Annotated in this window: 17 protein-coding genes; 14 read left to right on the top strand and 3 right to left on the bottom strand. The window is 37.9% G+C overall.

The window, feature by feature from the left end; all coding sequences use genetic code 11:
- Positions 1–13: 13 nt before the first annotated feature.
- The 4 genes from B4Z47_RS05870 (at position 14) to B4Z47_RS05855 (ending at position 3,805) form a co-directional block, all read left to right on the top strand.
- Positions 14–1,258: a sulfate adenylyltransferase subunit 1 gene (locus B4Z47_RS05870; protein WP_115048685.1), complete on the top strand. Its 1,245-nt coding sequence runs from the start codon at positions 14–16 to the stop codon at positions 1,256–1,258.
- 524 nt (positions 1,259–1,782) lie between these two features.
- On the top strand, positions 1,783–3,114 hold the full coding sequence (gene gdhA / locus B4Z47_RS05865) for an NADP-specific glutamate dehydrogenase (RefSeq protein ID WP_070564173.1): 1,332 nt from the start codon (positions 1,783–1,785) through the stop codon (positions 3,112–3,114).
- A gap of 102 nt (positions 3,115–3,216) precedes the next feature.
- The gene (locus tag B4Z47_RS05860) at positions 3,217–3,462 is read left to right on the top strand and encodes a hypothetical protein (protein ID WP_046673390.1); all 246 of its coding nucleotides are present in this window, start codon (positions 3,217–3,219) and stop codon (positions 3,460–3,462) included.
- A 7-nt stretch (positions 3,463–3,469) separates the two neighbouring features.
- The gene (locus B4Z47_RS05855) at positions 3,470–3,805 is read left to right on the top strand and encodes a hypothetical protein (RefSeq protein ID WP_231585243.1); all 336 of its coding nucleotides are present in this window, start codon (positions 3,470–3,472) and stop codon (positions 3,803–3,805) included.
- A 28-nt stretch (positions 3,806–3,833) separates the two neighbouring features.
- Here B4Z47_RS05855 and B4Z47_RS05850 read toward each other — a convergent pair whose 3' ends face one another.
- The 3 genes from B4Z47_RS05850 to B4Z47_RS05840 form a co-directional block, all read right to left on the bottom strand.
- Positions 3,834–4,490: an MgtC/SapB family protein gene (locus B4Z47_RS05850; RefSeq protein ID WP_112374139.1), complete on the bottom strand. Its 657-nt coding sequence runs from the start codon at positions 4,488–4,490 to the stop codon at positions 3,834–3,836.
- A gap of 63 nt (positions 4,491–4,553) precedes the next feature.
- Positions 4,554–6,923, bottom strand: coding sequence for an endonuclease MutS2 (locus tag B4Z47_RS05845; protein WP_115048683.1), 2,370 nt, complete (start codon positions 6,921–6,923; stop codon positions 4,554–4,556).
- Positions 6,924–6,944: 21 nt separating this feature from the next.
- On the bottom strand, positions 6,945–7,715 hold the full coding sequence (locus B4Z47_RS05840; RefSeq protein WP_112374799.1) for a DUF4296 domain-containing protein: 771 nt from the start codon (positions 7,713–7,715) through the stop codon (positions 6,945–6,947).
- 73 nt (positions 7,716–7,788) lie between these two features.
- Here B4Z47_RS05840 and B4Z47_RS05835 point away from each other — a divergent pair, with 73 nt between their 5' ends.
- From B4Z47_RS05835 to B4Z47_RS05790, 10 genes are all read left to right on the top strand, one after another.
- Positions 7,789–8,481, top strand: a complete 693-nt coding sequence (locus B4Z47_RS05835; protein WP_112374798.1) for a YggS family pyridoxal phosphate-dependent enzyme — start codon at positions 7,789–7,791, stop codon at positions 8,479–8,481.
- Complete coding sequence (locus B4Z47_RS05830) at positions 8,474–8,926, top strand: GNAT family N-acetyltransferase (protein ID WP_112374797.1); 453 nt, start codon at positions 8,474–8,476, stop codon at positions 8,924–8,926. Before B4Z47_RS05835 ends, B4Z47_RS05830 begins: the two co-directional genes overlap by 8 nt.
- 21 nt (positions 8,927–8,947) lie before the next feature.
- Complete coding sequence (locus B4Z47_RS05825) at positions 8,948–9,739, top strand: DUF3298 and DUF4163 domain-containing protein (RefSeq protein ID WP_112374796.1); 792 nt, start codon at positions 8,948–8,950, stop codon at positions 9,737–9,739.
- A gap of 23 nt (positions 9,740–9,762) precedes the next feature.
- On the top strand, positions 9,763–11,025 hold the full coding sequence (locus tag B4Z47_RS05820) for an aspartate kinase (protein ID WP_115048681.1): 1,263 nt from the start codon (positions 9,763–9,765) through the stop codon (positions 11,023–11,025).
- Positions 11,026–12,213, top strand: coding sequence for a THUMP-like domain-containing protein (locus tag B4Z47_RS05815; protein ID WP_115048679.1), 1,188 nt, complete (start codon positions 11,026–11,028; stop codon positions 12,211–12,213). It begins immediately after the preceding gene.
- 46 nt (positions 12,214–12,259) lie between these two features.
- On the top strand, positions 12,260–13,249 hold the full coding sequence (locus B4Z47_RS05810) for an LLM class flavin-dependent oxidoreductase (protein ID WP_112374794.1): 990 nt from the start codon (positions 12,260–12,262) through the stop codon (positions 13,247–13,249).
- A 58-nt stretch (positions 13,250–13,307) separates the two neighbouring features.
- On the top strand, positions 13,308–14,120 hold the full coding sequence (locus B4Z47_RS05805) for a hypothetical protein (RefSeq protein WP_115048677.1): 813 nt from the start codon (positions 13,308–13,310) through the stop codon (positions 14,118–14,120).
- A gap of 10 nt (positions 14,121–14,130) precedes the next feature.
- Positions 14,131–14,787, top strand: coding sequence for a DUF1345 domain-containing protein (locus tag B4Z47_RS05800; RefSeq protein ID WP_201303531.1), 657 nt, complete (start codon positions 14,131–14,133; stop codon positions 14,785–14,787).
- Between the two features lie 43 nt (positions 14,788–14,830).
- Positions 14,831–15,214 carry a hypothetical protein gene (locus tag B4Z47_RS05795; protein WP_115048675.1) on the top strand — a complete coding sequence of 128 codons (384 nt, stop codon included), beginning with the start codon at positions 14,831–14,833 and terminating at the stop codon, positions 15,212–15,214.
- 91 nt (positions 15,215–15,305) lie between these two features.
- The gene (locus tag B4Z47_RS05790; RefSeq protein ID WP_112374791.1) at positions 15,306–15,725 is read left to right on the top strand and encodes a c-type cytochrome; all 420 of its coding nucleotides are present in this window, start codon (positions 15,306–15,308) and stop codon (positions 15,723–15,725) included.
- Positions 15,726–15,825: the final 100 nt, after the last annotated feature.

Raw genomic sequence — 15,825 nt, 5'->3', positions numbered from 1 at the left:
GATATTGACAACAATGAATATATTGAAATTTATAACGGCCGGTTCTGTAGATGATGGTAAAAGTACCTTGATTGGCCGATTACTATATGATACAAACTCCATTTTGGACGACCAATTGGAAGCTATACAGCGTGCCAACCGGAAAAATGACGATGGGACGGTAGACTTGGCCATATTGACTGATGGACTTAAAGCTGAACGTGAACAAGGCATAACAATTGATGTAGCCTATAAATATTTCCAGACTGAACACCGAAAATATATTATAGCCGATGCTCCAGGACATATCCAATACACCAGAAACATGGTAACTGGAGCTTCCAATTCAGATCTCATAATCATTCTGGTTGATGCACGCAAAGGCGTAATAGAGCAAACAAAACGTCATTCTTTTATAGCCAAATTATTGGCCATGAAACAAGTCTTGGTCTGCATAAACAAGATGGATATGGTCGATTATAGCGCTTCTGTTTTCGAACAGATCAAGGCTGATTATTTAACTTTAGCTAACAATCTCGGACTTAAGGATATTGATTTCATACCTGTTTCAGCCTTAAAAGGAGACAATATTGTCCATAAGTCAGAAAGAATGAGCTGGTATGCAGGCGAATCTTTATTGGATTACCTGGAAAATGTAGAAATTCACGAACAGGAAGCAGCCAGTTGGAGGTTTCCCGTCCAATGGGTTGTAAGACCACAAACCGATGATTTACACGACTATAGAGGCTATGCAGGCATAGTACTAGGAGAGGGGCTGACGGTTGGTGACCAGGTTATTGTTTATCCAGCAGAAACATATAGCACAATTCAAGCGATTGAATTAAACGGGCAACAACTTCAACGGGCTGAAAACGGACAATCTGTCATTGTACACCTCAGTGACGATGTCGACATTAGTCGCGGCGATACCATTGCAAGTGTAGAACAGCCGCCAAAGTTTGAGCGCAATATTCAAGCAAACTTATGTTGGTTCGACAATAAGCCTTTGGATACTGCGCAAGTTTATCTTGTCCAAAGCCACAGTAAATTAACCAAGGTTAAGATTGTAGATGTGTTATACAAATTTGATATCAATACACAGGAAAAAATATATAATGATCCAATCAAACTAAATGATATTGGTCGAATAGCCATTAAGTCCGCTGAGAATCTAGTATTTGATCTACAGCAGGAAAATCCGGCAAATTCTCAAGCGATTGTTATTGATCCACGGACAAATCTAACCGTTGGTGCTTTAATGATTCAGGCAATCGATTAATATTTTTTTAAACGTAAATATTCAACCTAAATATTATTCAAGGAACTCAGGCATTGTTTGGGTTCCTTTTTTTTATGAAGTTGAACTTATACACCACAGAATCTATTTTAAAGAACCAAGCTTAAAGATCAACTGTATAGAGAGGGCACACTCGGATATTTACTATTTAACATAATATAAATTATAATTACCAAATATATAAAGAAAATAGGGGTCATCTACATTTATCAAATAGTCAGAAAAAAAAGCTAAACATTAAATATTCATCAATTGTAATGAGTATTCATAGCTATTTTATCAAAAACGAAAATGATTCTATCTTTTAGATTTAGTTTCGAATAAAATACTGTTAAATGGTCATTATGCCTTCATTTCGCTATTGATTAGTCTGTTTGAAATAATTTTAAAAAATATGAAATTTCATTAAAAAAGACCAATAATTGTAAATAATTAACAAATATTGGTTTTTTATTAAAAATTATATAAATTAGTGCCAGCCAAAGGGAAATTTTACTAATTAAAACATGTCAAAAAACTTTAACGAGTTCATTTCAATCGTTGAGAAACGCAATCCAAATGAACCAGAATTCTTACAAGCTGTAAAAGAAGTTACTGAGGATTTATTTCCTTATATTACTGAAAATCATCCTGAATTTTTCGACCAAAAAATTCTCGAAAGACTTACTGAACCTGAACGTATTATATCTTTTCGCGTAACTTGGTTGGATGATAATCACCAAGTACAGGTAAATCGTGGTTATCGTGTTCAAATGAACAGTTCAATCGGTCCATATAAAGGTGGCCTTCGCTTCGCCCCTTCTGTCAACCAAAGTATTTTAAAATTTCTCGCTTTTGAACAAGTATTTAAAAATAGCTTAACAGGACTACCAATTGGTGGTGGTAAAGGAGGTTCTGATTTTGACCCTAAAGGTAAATCAGATAATGAAATTATGCGTTTTTGCCAAAGCTTTATGACAGAACTTTATCGCCATATTGGCGCAGATACAGATGTTCCTGCAGGAGATATCGGCGTTGGTGGACGCGAAATAGGCTTTTTATTCGGTCAATTTAAACGACTTCAAAACAATTTTACAGGCGTTCTAACGGGCAAAGGTGAATTATGGGGTGGATCATATATTCGTCCTGAAGCTACCGGCTATGGGCTCCTATATTTTGTTGACTGCATATTCAGATATCAAGGAAAATCTTTACAAGGTAAAGTAGCTACAGTATCTGGTGCTGGCAACGTAGCCTTTTACGCTGTTGAAAAGGCTGTTCAACTTGGCGCCAAAGTAATCACTGTATCAAATAGCTTGGGCACACTTTACGATCCTGATGGTTTTAATGCTGAAAAAATGGCATTTGGGGCTACTTTGGGAAGAAACCTCGATCAATATCCTGCTCGCTATCCAAACGCCAAATTCTTACCTGGTCAAAAGCCATGGCAATTTAAATGTGATATCGCTCTGCCATGTGCAACACAAAATGAATTAGAAGAATCGGATGCTAAAGCGCTTGTAGCAAATGGTTGTATCTGCGTAGCTGAGGGTGCAAATATGCCTTCTACTGCAGAAGCTATTAAAGTTTTTCTAGATGCAAAAATCAGTTTTGCACCTGGCAAAGCTGCGAATGCTGGTGGTGTTGCTGTCAGCGGCTTGGAAATGTCTCAAAACTCAATCCGTACACAATGGTGTACAGAAGAAGTTGACAATCGCTTAAAAACCATTATGGAAAGCATTCACGAAACTTGCTTGAAATATGGCCAAGACAGTGGATTCGTTAATTATCTGAAAGGTGCCAATATTGGTGGTTTTATAAAAGTCGCTAACGCGATGAAAGCACAAGGTATCGTATAACACGCCTTTTTCTAATCATATCATAATCCTGAGCGCTCAAATGCATTGCATTTGGGCGTTTTTTTATACTTTTATGCTAATTTTAAAAAACACAAAATTTAAATGAGATTAATAGCTGAACTCCCCCATCCCGATTGCAAGATTTCAATCTTTGGTATGAATCAAAAATTCATTATTAAATTTGAACAAGGAAACTTAGAACAATCTTATAAAATTGCAGAAATGGATATAATTGGAGGTGTAAATGGGGTCTTTGATTTACTTGACGAAGAATTTCTGAAGAGTGTGATCGATCAATTCGCATTGATGCGCCAATCTTTTAATAGTGCTTATAGTAGATACGAATAAAAAATCCATGCTGAACTATATATATTTTGTGGCATTTTGGGCCTGTCAAATTATTTCATCTATCCTGTTTAAACTTGGCGGGATACATCCAAAGTATAAATGGACAACTTTAATTATAGGAAACATTATTCTTTTATCAGCAAGTTGGTTTCTTGTGCAGTTATTTAAGAACGTCTCTCAACCTATCGTAATAGCCTTATGTTCTGGTGGCACATTTCTAACTGTCCAATTGGCGATGGCGCTATATTTTAAAAGTTCATTGAGCTGGCAGCAGGTACTGGGTATGTTTGTCATCATTTCAGGTATGGTTTTGATTACTTTCGGAGGTAAAGAAACGACTTAAGCTACAATGAGGTTAGTTATAGATGTGTTTATTTGTTATAATAAAACTCATCTATAACTAATGAACCTGCCAATTGTTGGTTAAAACGATCTAAATCGGTCATTTTCCCAGAAATATCATACATTACTTCTAACTTACCACTAATCTTTTCAATAACACGCCTGGTAGCTTTAATCTTAAAATCCAATGCCAATTGTTCAAACTCATGTAAGTGATAAAACTCATTGGAACTAAACTTTACGTGTAGAGAACGGACTAGGTAGTAACGAGCCAAAAGAATTTCGATCCGCTGAAAAAGCGCGAGTATTACCACCATAAAAACAGCAAAGGAAATCGCATAAACCAGTTGCCCCAATCCGGCAAACATGCCAATACCAGCTGTCGCCCAAATAACGGCCGCTGTTGTGAGACCACTAACCGATAGTTTGCCTTTAAAGATCACACCAGCACCAATAAAGCCTATACCAGTCACAATATTTGCAGCAACGCGATCAGTACTATTGCCAATAAACAAACAGGAAACAATAGTAAACATCGCCGAACCGAAACAAATAAGCACTACCGTCCGAAATCCAGCAGATTTATTCCTATACTCACGTTCAAAACCAATTAAACTCCCACACAGAATTGAAGTGAGAGCGTTTAACAATGGCTCACTAGTCAAAAAGTTAATGATATTCTCCATACCGAACTTTACAGAAAGATGAAACACGGAGCTTCGAACATGCTCAGCTCCGTGCAATTAAGACTATAGATAAGCGTAAGTTATACCATCGCCCCCACGATCTTGATGTTCGTCCTCAAAACGGCTTACATGACTATATTTACGAAGGTAATCGCGAATAAATTTGCGCAAAATACCATCACCTTTACCATGAATAATTTTTAAGGACGGATAACCTATCATGACGGCCCGATCCAAAACACGTTCTAATTCATGCAGTGCGTCTTCTGTGCGCATTCCTCTTAAATCAAGTTCTGGCTTGAAATCAGCTACACTGCCAGAAGATAATGATCTTGATAGACTTTTTGCAGACTTCTTCCCTTCCCGCCCTTCGAGTTTAATCACATTCTTTCGCTTTTGAACAGTGCGAAGTTCCCCCATGGCAAGAATAAGGTTGTTCTTTGCAATTTCGACAATCTGCGCTTCAGCACCATTATCTATAATCTGTACCCAATCCCCAATATTTAATTCGGTGGCTTCAGGCGTTTTTTCTTTGACGATTTGCTTCGCCGGTTTTTGCTCTTTGGGAAGAACAGCTTGAAGTGCCTTATCCAAATTGCTGCGCAACTCACGAGTTTTCTCCTTATCCGCTTTTGCAGATTTGATCTGCGCTACCGTATTTTCGATTAGCTTGTTCGAACTTTTAATAATTTGCTGCGCCTCCTCTTTCGCCTTCTTCAAAATTACACGCTTATTTTCTTCTAAATAACTTTGTAATTCCAAATACTCCGATTTAATTGACTCCAGTTCCTTTTCACGCTTATTAATAGCAACTTTTGTATCAAACACCTCCTTCTTTTCTCGCTCAAGATCGATCAATAATGTATCTACCTTCTTCTGCTGAACACCAATTTTACTTTTAGCAGACTCCAAAATATCCTTACCTAATCCTATTTTCTGTGCGATTTCAAAAGCATAAGAGCTTCCTGGCTTACCAATTTGTAGGATATACATCGGTTTCATTTCGCGATTATCAAATAACATTGAAGCATTTTCCAGACCTGTCGTATTGCTGGCAAAAACTTTGAGATTTGAATAGTGGGTGGTCACAACTCCCCTGATTTGTTTTTTGTTAAGGGATTCCAATACAGCCTCAGCAATAGGTCCGCCAAACAAAGGGTCGGTACCGGTTCCAAACTCATCGATCAGTACCAAAGTACGTCCATTTGCAAATTCCGTAAAATATTTCATTTTGGATAGATGCGCACTGTAGGTACTTAAGTCACTTTCAATGGATTGATCATCCCCTATATCTGCAAATAGCTGCTTAAAAACACCGACTTTACTTGTTGGTTCCGCTGGTATTAATAAGCCCGATTGCACCATGATTTGCAAAAGACCAACCGTTTTCATACACACAGATTTCCCACCAGCATTCGGCCCCGATACAACAATAATACGCTGAATATGATCGATTTGAATGTTCAATGGAACAACAATATGATGCTGATTCAGCAATAGAAGCGGGTGTCGACCATTGACCAAATTAATCTCAGCCTCCTTCGATAACTCGGGCATCTCCGCCTCAATATCCAAGGCAAAAAGTGCTTTCGCTCGCACAAAATCTACTTTGGTTAATAGGCTGTGATAGGAAAGCAAGAGCGGAATATGTGGCCGGATCTTGTCCGTTAGTTCGACTAAAATACGGATGACCTCACGCCTACGTTCAAACTCTAGGTCCCTAATTTTATTATTTAACTGAAATACTTCTTCAGGCTCTATATAAGCAGTTTGTCCCGTAGCGGACTCATCATGAATCAAACCTTTGAGCTTTCTTTTATTTTCCGCAAGAATAGGAATACAGAGCCTTCCATCCCGTATCGTCAGATTCCCATCCGCTGTCCATCCGCTGTCCTGTGCGCTCTTAAAGATACTATTGATACGTTTTAGGGCCTCCTGTTCTGCCCGTTGAATTTGTTGGGTTATTTCCAACAGTAATCGGGAAGCATTATTTTTAAGCTTTCCACGCTCGTCAATGACCATTTCGATATCGCGAATAATCCCCTTCTCGATCGGTAAATGCTCAAACAATACCTCTAAATTGGGATAGAGACCTTCCCGCTCATTAAAATAACGGATAATAGCGTAAACAGTCTTGAGGGATAGTAATACCCGAAAAAATTCATCCTCGAGTAAGAACGCGCCCTCGACTCGAGCTTTCTCGATAATGGATCTAAGCGGAAAGAAATTTTCAACAGGAAATGCGCCATCATTCATTAGAAGATCCTTAAACTCACTGGTCTGTCTTAGAAATCGGTCGATTTGGTCAAACCGGGTTTGAGGTTGAATTTTTTCAACTAGCTCACGCCCAGACTCACTTAGGCATTTTTGTTTTATTTTATCTTTTATCTCGGAAAATCCGAGTTTATCAATTGCATTTATTGGATATACCATAGAAATTATATTCTTTGATGGTTAAAGTTCCGTCGGCGGCTTAATGTGCCGTGGCGGTGTAAGAATTGGTCTTTTTTCCAATTCACTTGTTGGTAATTGTGGCTCCACATGGTTTTGTATCACAAGAGTATCCTTGACTGAAGTACCAGGTGTTTTCAGTTGGGAAACCGTATCTTTCTGTGGAGAAGGCGATTCAATTGGTAAATTTGAATTACCGACCGACAATTGGTTCATGAGATAGCCGTTCATGCTTATACCAGTCTTTGTTTGAAAGTTCGTATTAAACAAGGAAGAAGCTTCTCTAAAGGTGAATTTCGTCTTATTAGGCAGATAATGGATAAGTGCTGCAACTCGTTCCTGATAAGCCTGTTGTGCACGCATAACGCGATTGGTGCTATCTTGAATACGCATATTCTGGATTGAATCGCGCGTTCGAATTGAATCTTGCTTTTTCCGTTCTATATCGGCGTAAATCTTATTTTCCTTCGTTAAATTATCCTCCACTTTTTTATAAATCGCAGACATCACTTCAGCATCCTTACCATAATAGTCTAAGTTCTTTCGAAAAGAAACCGAATCCAATCCATATTTATCAAAGGTCACTTGATACAAAGGCAACATTACTTTACGTGCGCTGTCAATGGGTAAAATATTGAGATAGGAGTCTGTCAGTTGGATTTCGGTCAATGCATCCACAAACTTACTTTTGGAGATAATATCTTTCCCTCCAGTTCCGATACAAGAACCAAATAAAAAAATCACTGCAAGTAGATTCAGTATTAATCGTAGCATTTTGTAGTTTTGTACAAATTTACAAAAAGCACCGACATTTGGCACTTTTTACATCATCAAAACTATATCGGAAATGAGTATTGCTAGTAATTTAGAAGCGTTAAGATTGGAAACCGAGGCTGTTGGCGTACAACTTGTAGCAGTTTCAAAAACAAAATCCAATTCGGACATTATGGAAGCCTACGAGGCGGGACAGCGTATATTTGGTGAAAATCATGTTCAAGAATTAGTCGAAAAAGCCGCTCTTTTACCTAATGATATTCAGTGGCATATGATTGGTCACCTTCAAACAAATAAGGTCAAATATATCGCACCATTCGTGAGCTTAATTGCGTCAGTTGATTCTTTAAAATTATTAAAGGAAATTAACAAACATGCGCAGAAAGCGAACCGCACAATCGACTGTTTGCTGCAAGTATATATTGCAGAAGAAGAAACAAAATTCGGTTTCGACCATGCTGAACTAATCGAACTTCTTCGCGACGACGAGTTTCTTGAATTAAAAAATATTCGGATCTGTGGCTTAATGGGCATAGCATCCAATACAGATAATGAAAAGGTAATTAAAGCCGAATTTTATGAGTTAAAAATGTTATTCGATGGAATTAAGGTAAGTTTCTACCGGAAGCAAGAGTATTTCAATATCCTATCCATGGGAATGTCTTCAGACTATAGGCTAGCGATTGAAGAAGGTTCGACAATGGTACGGATTGGAAGCACAATATTTGGCAAAAGAGTAATCAAACACTTCAAAAACAATGATTAAAACAACGATACGAGAGGCAATTGAAAGTGATTGCATCCAAATGCTTGAGCTAATTAAAGAATTAGCTATTTTTGAAAAAGCACCGGACGAGGTCACCGTGTCGCTTGAAGAATTTAAAGATGCAGGATTTGGAAAGAATCCCGTTTGGGGTGCATTTGTTGCCGAAGTGGATGGCGAAATTGTCGGAATTTCATTATATTATGTCCGGTATTCAACCTGGAAAGGTAGAAGACTCTATTTGGAAGATTTGATTGTTACCGAAAGAATGCGAGGTTTAGGGATAGGCAAGCTGCTTTTTGATAAAACTTTAGCTTACGGCAAACAGTGTGGATTTCATGGCATGGTGTGGCAGGTCCTCGATTGGAATGAGCCAGCTATAAAGTTTTATGAAAAATATAAAGCAAACTTCGATGCCGAATGGATTAATGTGTCAATCACGTATTAAATAACGAGAATCATCAATTCAATGCGATTTTACTTTTTTTTAATAGTATTATTTATTAGCTGCGTTCTGTCCGCTTGCAGTGACCACAAAAAGGCCGCTATAGCGAAACAGCCCACAGACACACTTTCCTATAGTCAAAAAATCATCGATGAGCATAGCAATTATTTTCTAAAAGAAGATGATCGCTTGGACACAACTTATTTTCGCGCAAAATACCCGATTTTCCAAGAAAATAAAATCAATACCCTCATATCAAGTATCGTTCATCTTGAAGGCGACACAAGCATGGCAGATGCAGCACATCGCTTTATAAATTCATACAACGAATATGTGGAAGACAATAATGGCAAATCTACATCAACCTGGAGTCGGGATCTACAGATTGATGTGATCGTCAATACACCTGTTTTCTTGGGTATAAGAACCAAACAAGAGGAATATACTGGTGGAGCGCATGGGGACCATTTCACGCTGTACTCCAATTTTGATCGTCAATCTAACAGTGCAATTACAATCAATGATGTCATTCAGGAAGAGAACAAAAATAAATTCGTTCAAATCGCCGAGCAATACTTCCGTAAGCAAGAAGGATTAAGTGCTGATGATTCCCTAAATGGAAAGTACTTTTTTGAAGATGGTAAATTTTCTTTGGCCGATAACTTCACTTTTGAAAAAAACGACATCCTGTTTTACTACAACGTATACGAAATCAAATCTTATGCTGAAGGAAATACTGAATTACGTATTCCCTATACAACATTTAAACATCTGATTTCAGAAAAAGGATTACACTATATTAATAGTATCAACTAGCAATCAACTAAACTAATAAATAAATGCAGGTTTTTAAATTTGGGGGTGCATCAGTAAAAGATGCTGAAAGTGTCAGAAATTCGGCGCGGATTATTTCTAAATACAAAGGCGACGCCTTGTTAGTCGTCATATCCGCCATGGGAAAGACAACAAACCTTCTAGAGAAATTGACCAAAGAATATTTTAACAACACGGGGAACCAATTTCAGACACTTGAAGAGGCGAAAGCATTTCACTTTCAAATCCTTCAAGAATTATTCCCTGAAGCTGAACATCCTATATTTGATGAGATTTCCAACTGCTTTGTGGAGATCGAGTGGATTTTAGAGGAAGCACCTCAAGATTCATATGATTATCTTTTCGATCAAATTGTTTCGATGGGTGAATTTATCTCCACCAAGATTGTTGCAGCCTACGTTGCATTCATTGGTGAAAAGGTAAAATGGCTAGATGCACGAGATTATATATTTACGGACAACACCTATCGCGAAGCTGTCGTAGACTGGAACAAAACGGAAGAAAAAATCCGTGCCGAACTGCCAGCCATCCTAGACGAGTATATTGTAATTACGCAGGGATTTTTAGGTTCTACCTCTGAAAATTTCACAACCACTTTAGGCCGTGAAGGTTCCGATTACTCTGCGGCAATTTTTGCTTCTTGTCTAAATGCCGAAAATGTAACTATATGGAAAGACGTTCCAGGTGTACTTAATGCGGATCCGAAGTGGTTTGAGAAAACCGAGTTGATTCCTGAGCTATCTTATACCGATGCTATCGAGCTTACCTATTATGGGGCTACGGTTATTCACCCGAAAACAATCAAGCCGCTTCAGAATAAAAAGATCGCATTAAATGTGCGATCCTTTGTGGACCCTGACTCACCTGGAACAATGATAAAGAGTACAAACCAAACTTTACCTGTGCCTTCCTTCATCTTTAAGGTGAACCAGATTTTTATTTCCATCTCCCCGAGGGATTTCTCATTTATCGTTGAAGACAATCTGAGAGACATCTTCAACCTATTTCATGAACATCGTATTAAAATTAATATGATGCATAATACGGCGATCAACTTTACGGTTTCCGTCGATGATACTGGAAAAAATCTAGTCGACTTAATTAACGAACTGGAGCAAAAATTCAAAGTCAGGTATGAATCTGGGCTAGAACTCATTACAATCCGTTATTATAATCAAGAAACCATTGATCGCGTTTTGGTTGATAAAGAAGTTATTAGCGAACTAAAGGATACCTATACTTGCCAACTTCTCGTTAAGAAAATATAAATGAACACATTAATCCTTCAAGAGGAGGCTCAACAGTTTTTAGAACGAAACAAACTGGAGTCTCCGACTAAAATCGCTTTAAAAAAATCTCCTTTTGAAGGAATATCATCTTCCGAGCTCGCGGCACAACTCGATGGTAGACAACGGGCGAGCGGCAAAATTCCACTATGGGCCGAAACAGCAGGGATTTACTTCCCCACCAAACTCAATCTCGAACAATGTTCTTCCGAGAAAACCGGATTATTTAAAAGTTCACTCATCGAAAAAAACAGCCATTTAATTGATGCTACCAGTGGCTTCGGTGTTGATAGCTTTTACTTCTCTAAACGGGCAAAGCAAGTAACATCTTGCGAACTCAATCCCGAACTCGCTGCAATCACCCAACATAATGCAAAGATATTGAAAGCAGAAAATCTTCAGATCATTGCGGCAAATGGAGTTGAATATATACTAAACGATCCAAAGAGAAGATTTGATTATATCTATTTGGATCCTTCAAGAAGAGTTCAAAACAAAAAAGTGTTTCTACTTGATGAATGTGAACCTAATTTGGTTGCCTTGCAAGATGAATTTTTCAAACATGCCAACAAAATAATAAGTAAGCTAGCTCCACTATTGGATATTTCTGCAGCAATACACATGCTGCAACATGTTAAGGACGTTTATGTCGTCTCTTTGCAAAATGACTGCAAAGAACTTATCTTCGTGCAGGAGAAAGGATACGAAGCTGAACCTTGCATCCACGCGGTCAGGTTATATCAAGAACAACAGCAGATTATATCTTTCACTTACGAAAATGAACGTGCAATTTCAAATGACTACAGTAGGCCGCTATCCTATTTATACGAACCGGATGTAGCTCTCTCCAAAGCCGGAGCATTTAAGACTATTGCCGAAGTATTCAACGTAAAAAAACTCCATAAAAATACCCATCTCTACACCTCCGATCAAAAGATCGAAAATTTTCCCGGTAAAACATTCATCATCAAAGAGGTGGAATCATTTACAGATTTTAAGAAAAATAAAAGAGCATTGAATTCCGATATCATCGCCAAAAATTTTCCCTTGAAGACCGAAGAGATCAAAAAGAAATTTAAAATCAAAGACGCTGGTGACTCGTTCACATTTTTCACGACAACCGTGAATGATCAATTTAGTGTCATACATACACAACGTATTTTAGAATAGACATTTTCATTACAATTGTCGAATAACTTCTCCGTAATTTTAATGCATGGATAAAATAGCGTTATCAGCATTGGACTTGGCTCCGATCAAAAAAGGAGAGAATACAGCAAGCGCATTGGCTCGCACCGTAAAAATAGCCCAACATGTAGAAAAATTAGATTTTGAAAGGATATGGGTTGCCGAACATCATAATATGGAATATATTGCCAGTTCAGCAACCTCACTCCTCATACAACATATCGCATCAAACACCAGTTTTATACGCGTGGGTTCTGGTGGGATCATGTTACCAAATCACGCTCCTTTAGTCATTGCAGAGCAATTTGGAACATTAGAAACCTTGTTTCCCGGGCGTATTGACCTCGGTTTGGGACGTGCACCGGGCACTGATCAATTGACCGCAATGGCTTTGCGCAGAAACAACTTGAATACAGCCTTTCAGTTTCCACAAGAGGTAAAAGACTTACAGCGCTACTTCAGTGGAGACAACTACGACGCAAAAGTACGTGCGTTTCCAGGAGAAGGATTGGACATCCCACTCTATATCCTCGGGTCAAGTACCGATAGTGCCTATTTAGCTGCTAGCTTAGGTCTTCCATATGCTTTTGCAACGCATTTTGCTCCGGCACAGTTTGCCTCAGCAAGCATGATCTATCATCAAAATTTTGTTCCTTCTAATACCTTAGAAAAACCATATTTCATCTCTTGTGTCAATGTTATCGCTGCCGATAGTACGGAAGAAGCCAATTTCTTAGCAACAAGCTTCTATAATCTATTCGCTGGTATTGTGACAAATACCAGAAGACCACTTTCAGAACCTACTCAAGAGGTAATCTACAAAGGCATTCCCGCGATAGAGCAAGCTGTACAAAGTATGGCTTCCTGTGCATTTATTGGCGATGGCCCTAAAATCCTTCCGGAAATAGAAAAATTCGTAAACGATCACAAAGTGGACGAGATCATGGCGACTTCCTATATCTTTGATGATGAAAAGTGTCTCCATTCATTATCATTGTTGAAAGAAATTCTTACGTAAGAATCCAAACTACTTTATATACGGTGAATTTTATATATTTAAGCAAAATTCACCGCATATGAATGTTTTTTTTTCCTTCAGCCTGATATTGGGTTTGCTCTCCCTGCAGGCATGTTCAAACCAGACAACAAAACAACAGCAAGATCGACCTGATAAAAAAATAGTATCAGACAGTTTAGCGGTATCGACTGTGGATGACACAACATCTTCTATTTACCAAAAAGCAGACCCTGCTAAAGGTCAGATTTTCCTTGTTCGTAGTTACCGTATCTGGGAAAAGGAAGATCCAACGGCTGTCTTAAATAAAGAATGGTATGATCTTTACGAAGAAAGTGGACAATATTACTTGGCAAAGGCGGATTATGTGATTAAAGATGGTTTTGACGAGTGTGCTCAGGTACCGTCTAAGAGTGTCGAATCACGCAGAAATTCATTGTTATTCTTGAAGTTAAGCGGACTTAAGCCTGGTCTTATTGAACATGTCAAAATAAATCAGGCCGAAATCTGGCCAAAAGAATCTGTACAGTATACTTTTAAAAACCAAAAAGTTAACCTCAAAGCAGTGGGTGATATTAGATCGACTGAAGTGCAAACCGACGAAAACGGTCACGAGAAAGTATTTCATGAGGTTGCCAATTATAAACTCAACTATAGCCCAACTAACGGAGATAAAGAAAAGACAATTTTTCAGGTAGATCAATATGACCATGTATTTATGAGGACATTATTTGTTGGAGATATTGACCGGGATGGCGCGCTGGATTTTATTTTTTCCAATCCAAGGAATTATGAGGAAGAGGCGCTATTACTGCTGCTTTCCAATCATGGCAATCCATTGATTTTTGATGCAGAAGAACAGTTTGATTGTTAATAGAACTGAAATGGGAAAAATAAACTATTACCTACATCGAATGCAATCCATTCATAGGGCAATGATTTCGGTCTGTATTTTTTTATTGATCTACTTCATCTCTCCCATTAAAACCATTCCCTTGCTCAATTTAATGTTGTGCTGGTTTGGTTTTTGTCTTGCCTACGTTTCTATATCTTGGTATACATTCTACACCACACCTATTTCTACCATTGCGCGCAAAGCACAGCAGGAAGATGGCAGCCGTCTCTTTGTATCCCTTTTTATTATTTTAGTAACCATAGGCTGTTTTATTTCAGTATTAATGATTATCATATCAAGTAAGGATAAACAGCTGAATGATGCCTACATTATCATTATTTGTATGCTGGCCATGTTGGCTTCATGGATATTGGTTCACACCATATACACCTTTCATTATGCGCGATTATACTACGAACATCACGCAAATGGAGCTGGACTGGAGTTTCCAGGAGATGACCATCCAGATTATTTAGATTTTGCTTATTTTTCATTTGTGATGGGCTGTACCTTTCAAGTATCTGATGTGGAAATATCGTCAAAAAAAATAAGAAGAGTAGCATTATTTCATGGCCTCCTCTCCTTTGCTTTAAATACGTTTGTCGTTGCATTGACCATTAACATCATTTCTGGATTGATCAATTGAGATTTTGGCCAAAAAAGCTTATTTTAGCACAAAAATTACACACATGAAGTTGTTTAAGCCTTTAGTCTCGTCCGTTTTATTCGTTATCTTATTTATCTCGTGTAAAAAAAATGAAAATACAGGTGGTGCTGCGGACGCTTCCGGCAGCTTTATCGGTCGTGTTAAATACCAAGGCAATTCCATTGAAGTGGACCGGGATAATCGCCTGATACGGGTGCTTCGTGATGGTACCGATACCTATAAAATTGAGTTTTTCACAGGCATCCCAAATATTACAGGCGTTCGATTTGATAAAACCAATGATAGCACTTGGACTTCTACTGATACAACACTCTTAAAAGACGTGAAGATCGAAGGAAAGTTGCTAAAAATTAATTATCAATCCAATAGCCAATCTTGGGTTGTGGATAATGCAGTACGTAAATAATAATCAATCTAAATTGTCATATTAACTTCATTTTCTGATTGAAAATTATCTCTTTCTCCCTATATTTAGGTAAGCATAAAGGAAAAGAGAAATGAAAGAAATAAATAAATTAGGTGCAATTGCATCTGTGTTTGCTATTGCCATTGCTTTGAGTGCATTTAGCTTCCAACAGGAAAAACCTAAAGAAGAACCAAAACCGACTAATCTCAAAGTTCTTCCCAAAAATATCTCCCACGATGAATTGATTTCCACTATGAAGGAATTTAATGTCGCATTGGGTGTAAAATGTGGTTTCTGTCATGCACCGTCGAAGGAAGATCCCAAAAAAATGGATTTTGCGAGTGATGATAACCACAAAAAAGAGATTGGACGAGCGATGATTAAGATGACCCAAAAGATAAACAAAAAGTATTTTAATCGAAGCTGGGATAGCTCGCCTGCCAAAGCTATTTCCTGTAAAACCTGTCATGGCGGAAAAGAAGAACCAGAAATGGTCTTAGCAAAAAACTAATCAAACCACATATTCATGTAACACCATAATACGCTGTATTGTGGTGTTTTTTATTTCTATTACATTTTAATGGAAAAAAGTCACTTGCGTCCTAAACGTT

It is taken from the genome of Sphingobacterium sp. UBA2610, from assembly GCF_002339225.1.
Lineage (GTDB): Bacteria > Bacteroidota > Bacteroidia > Sphingobacteriales > Sphingobacteriaceae > Sphingobacterium > Sphingobacterium multivorum.
Note: the sequence above shows the minus strand (reverse complement) of the source record. Positions and strands in the feature narration are given on the sequence as shown.

Bases quoted from the DNA above. Each gene is read 5' to 3' on its own strand.
- B4Z47_RS05870 (WP_115048685.1), top strand. From the start codon at position 14: ATGAATATATTGAAATTTATAACGGCCGGTTCTGTAGATGATGGTAAA.
- gdhA (WP_070564173.1), top strand. From the start codon at position 1,783: ATGTCAAAAAACTTTAACGAGTTCATTTCAATCGTTGAGAAACGCAAT.
- B4Z47_RS05860 (WP_046673390.1), top strand. From the start codon at position 3,217: ATGAGATTAATAGCTGAACTCCCCCATCCCGATTGCAAGATTTCAATC.
- B4Z47_RS05855 (WP_231585243.1), top strand. From the start codon at position 3,470: ATGCTGAACTATATATATTTTGTGGCATTTTGGGCCTGTCAAATTATT.
- B4Z47_RS05850 (WP_112374139.1), bottom strand. From the start codon at position 4,490: ATGGAGAATATCATTAACTTTTTGACTAGTGAGCCATTGTTAAACGCT.
- B4Z47_RS05845 (WP_115048683.1), bottom strand. From the start codon at position 6,923: ATGGTATATCCAATAAATGCAATTGATAAACTCGGATTTTCCGAGATA.
- B4Z47_RS05840 (WP_112374799.1), bottom strand. From the start codon at position 7,715: ATGCTACGATTAATACTGAATCTACTTGCAGTGATTTTTTTATTTGGT.
- B4Z47_RS05835 (WP_112374798.1), top strand. From the start codon at position 7,789: ATGAGTATTGCTAGTAATTTAGAAGCGTTAAGATTGGAAACCGAGGCT.
- B4Z47_RS05830 (WP_112374797.1), top strand. From the start codon at position 8,474: ATGATTAAAACAACGATACGAGAGGCAATTGAAAGTGATTGCATCCAA.
- B4Z47_RS05825 (WP_112374796.1), top strand. From the start codon at position 8,948: ATGCGATTTTACTTTTTTTTAATAGTATTATTTATTAGCTGCGTTCTG.
- B4Z47_RS05820 (WP_115048681.1), top strand. From the start codon at position 9,763: ATGCAGGTTTTTAAATTTGGGGGTGCATCAGTAAAAGATGCTGAAAGT.
- B4Z47_RS05815 (WP_115048679.1), top strand. From the start codon at position 11,026: ATGAACACATTAATCCTTCAAGAGGAGGCTCAACAGTTTTTAGAACGA.
- B4Z47_RS05810 (WP_112374794.1), top strand. From the start codon at position 12,260: ATGGATAAAATAGCGTTATCAGCATTGGACTTGGCTCCGATCAAAAAA.
- B4Z47_RS05805 (WP_115048677.1), top strand. From the start codon at position 13,308: ATGAATGTTTTTTTTTCCTTCAGCCTGATATTGGGTTTGCTCTCCCTG.
- B4Z47_RS05800 (WP_201303531.1), top strand. From the start codon at position 14,131: ATGGGAAAAATAAACTATTACCTACATCGAATGCAATCCATTCATAGG.
- B4Z47_RS05795 (WP_115048675.1), top strand. From the start codon at position 14,831: ATGAAGTTGTTTAAGCCTTTAGTCTCGTCCGTTTTATTCGTTATCTTA.
- B4Z47_RS05790 (WP_112374791.1), top strand. From the start codon at position 15,306: ATGAAAGAAATAAATAAATTAGGTGCAATTGCATCTGTGTTTGCTATT.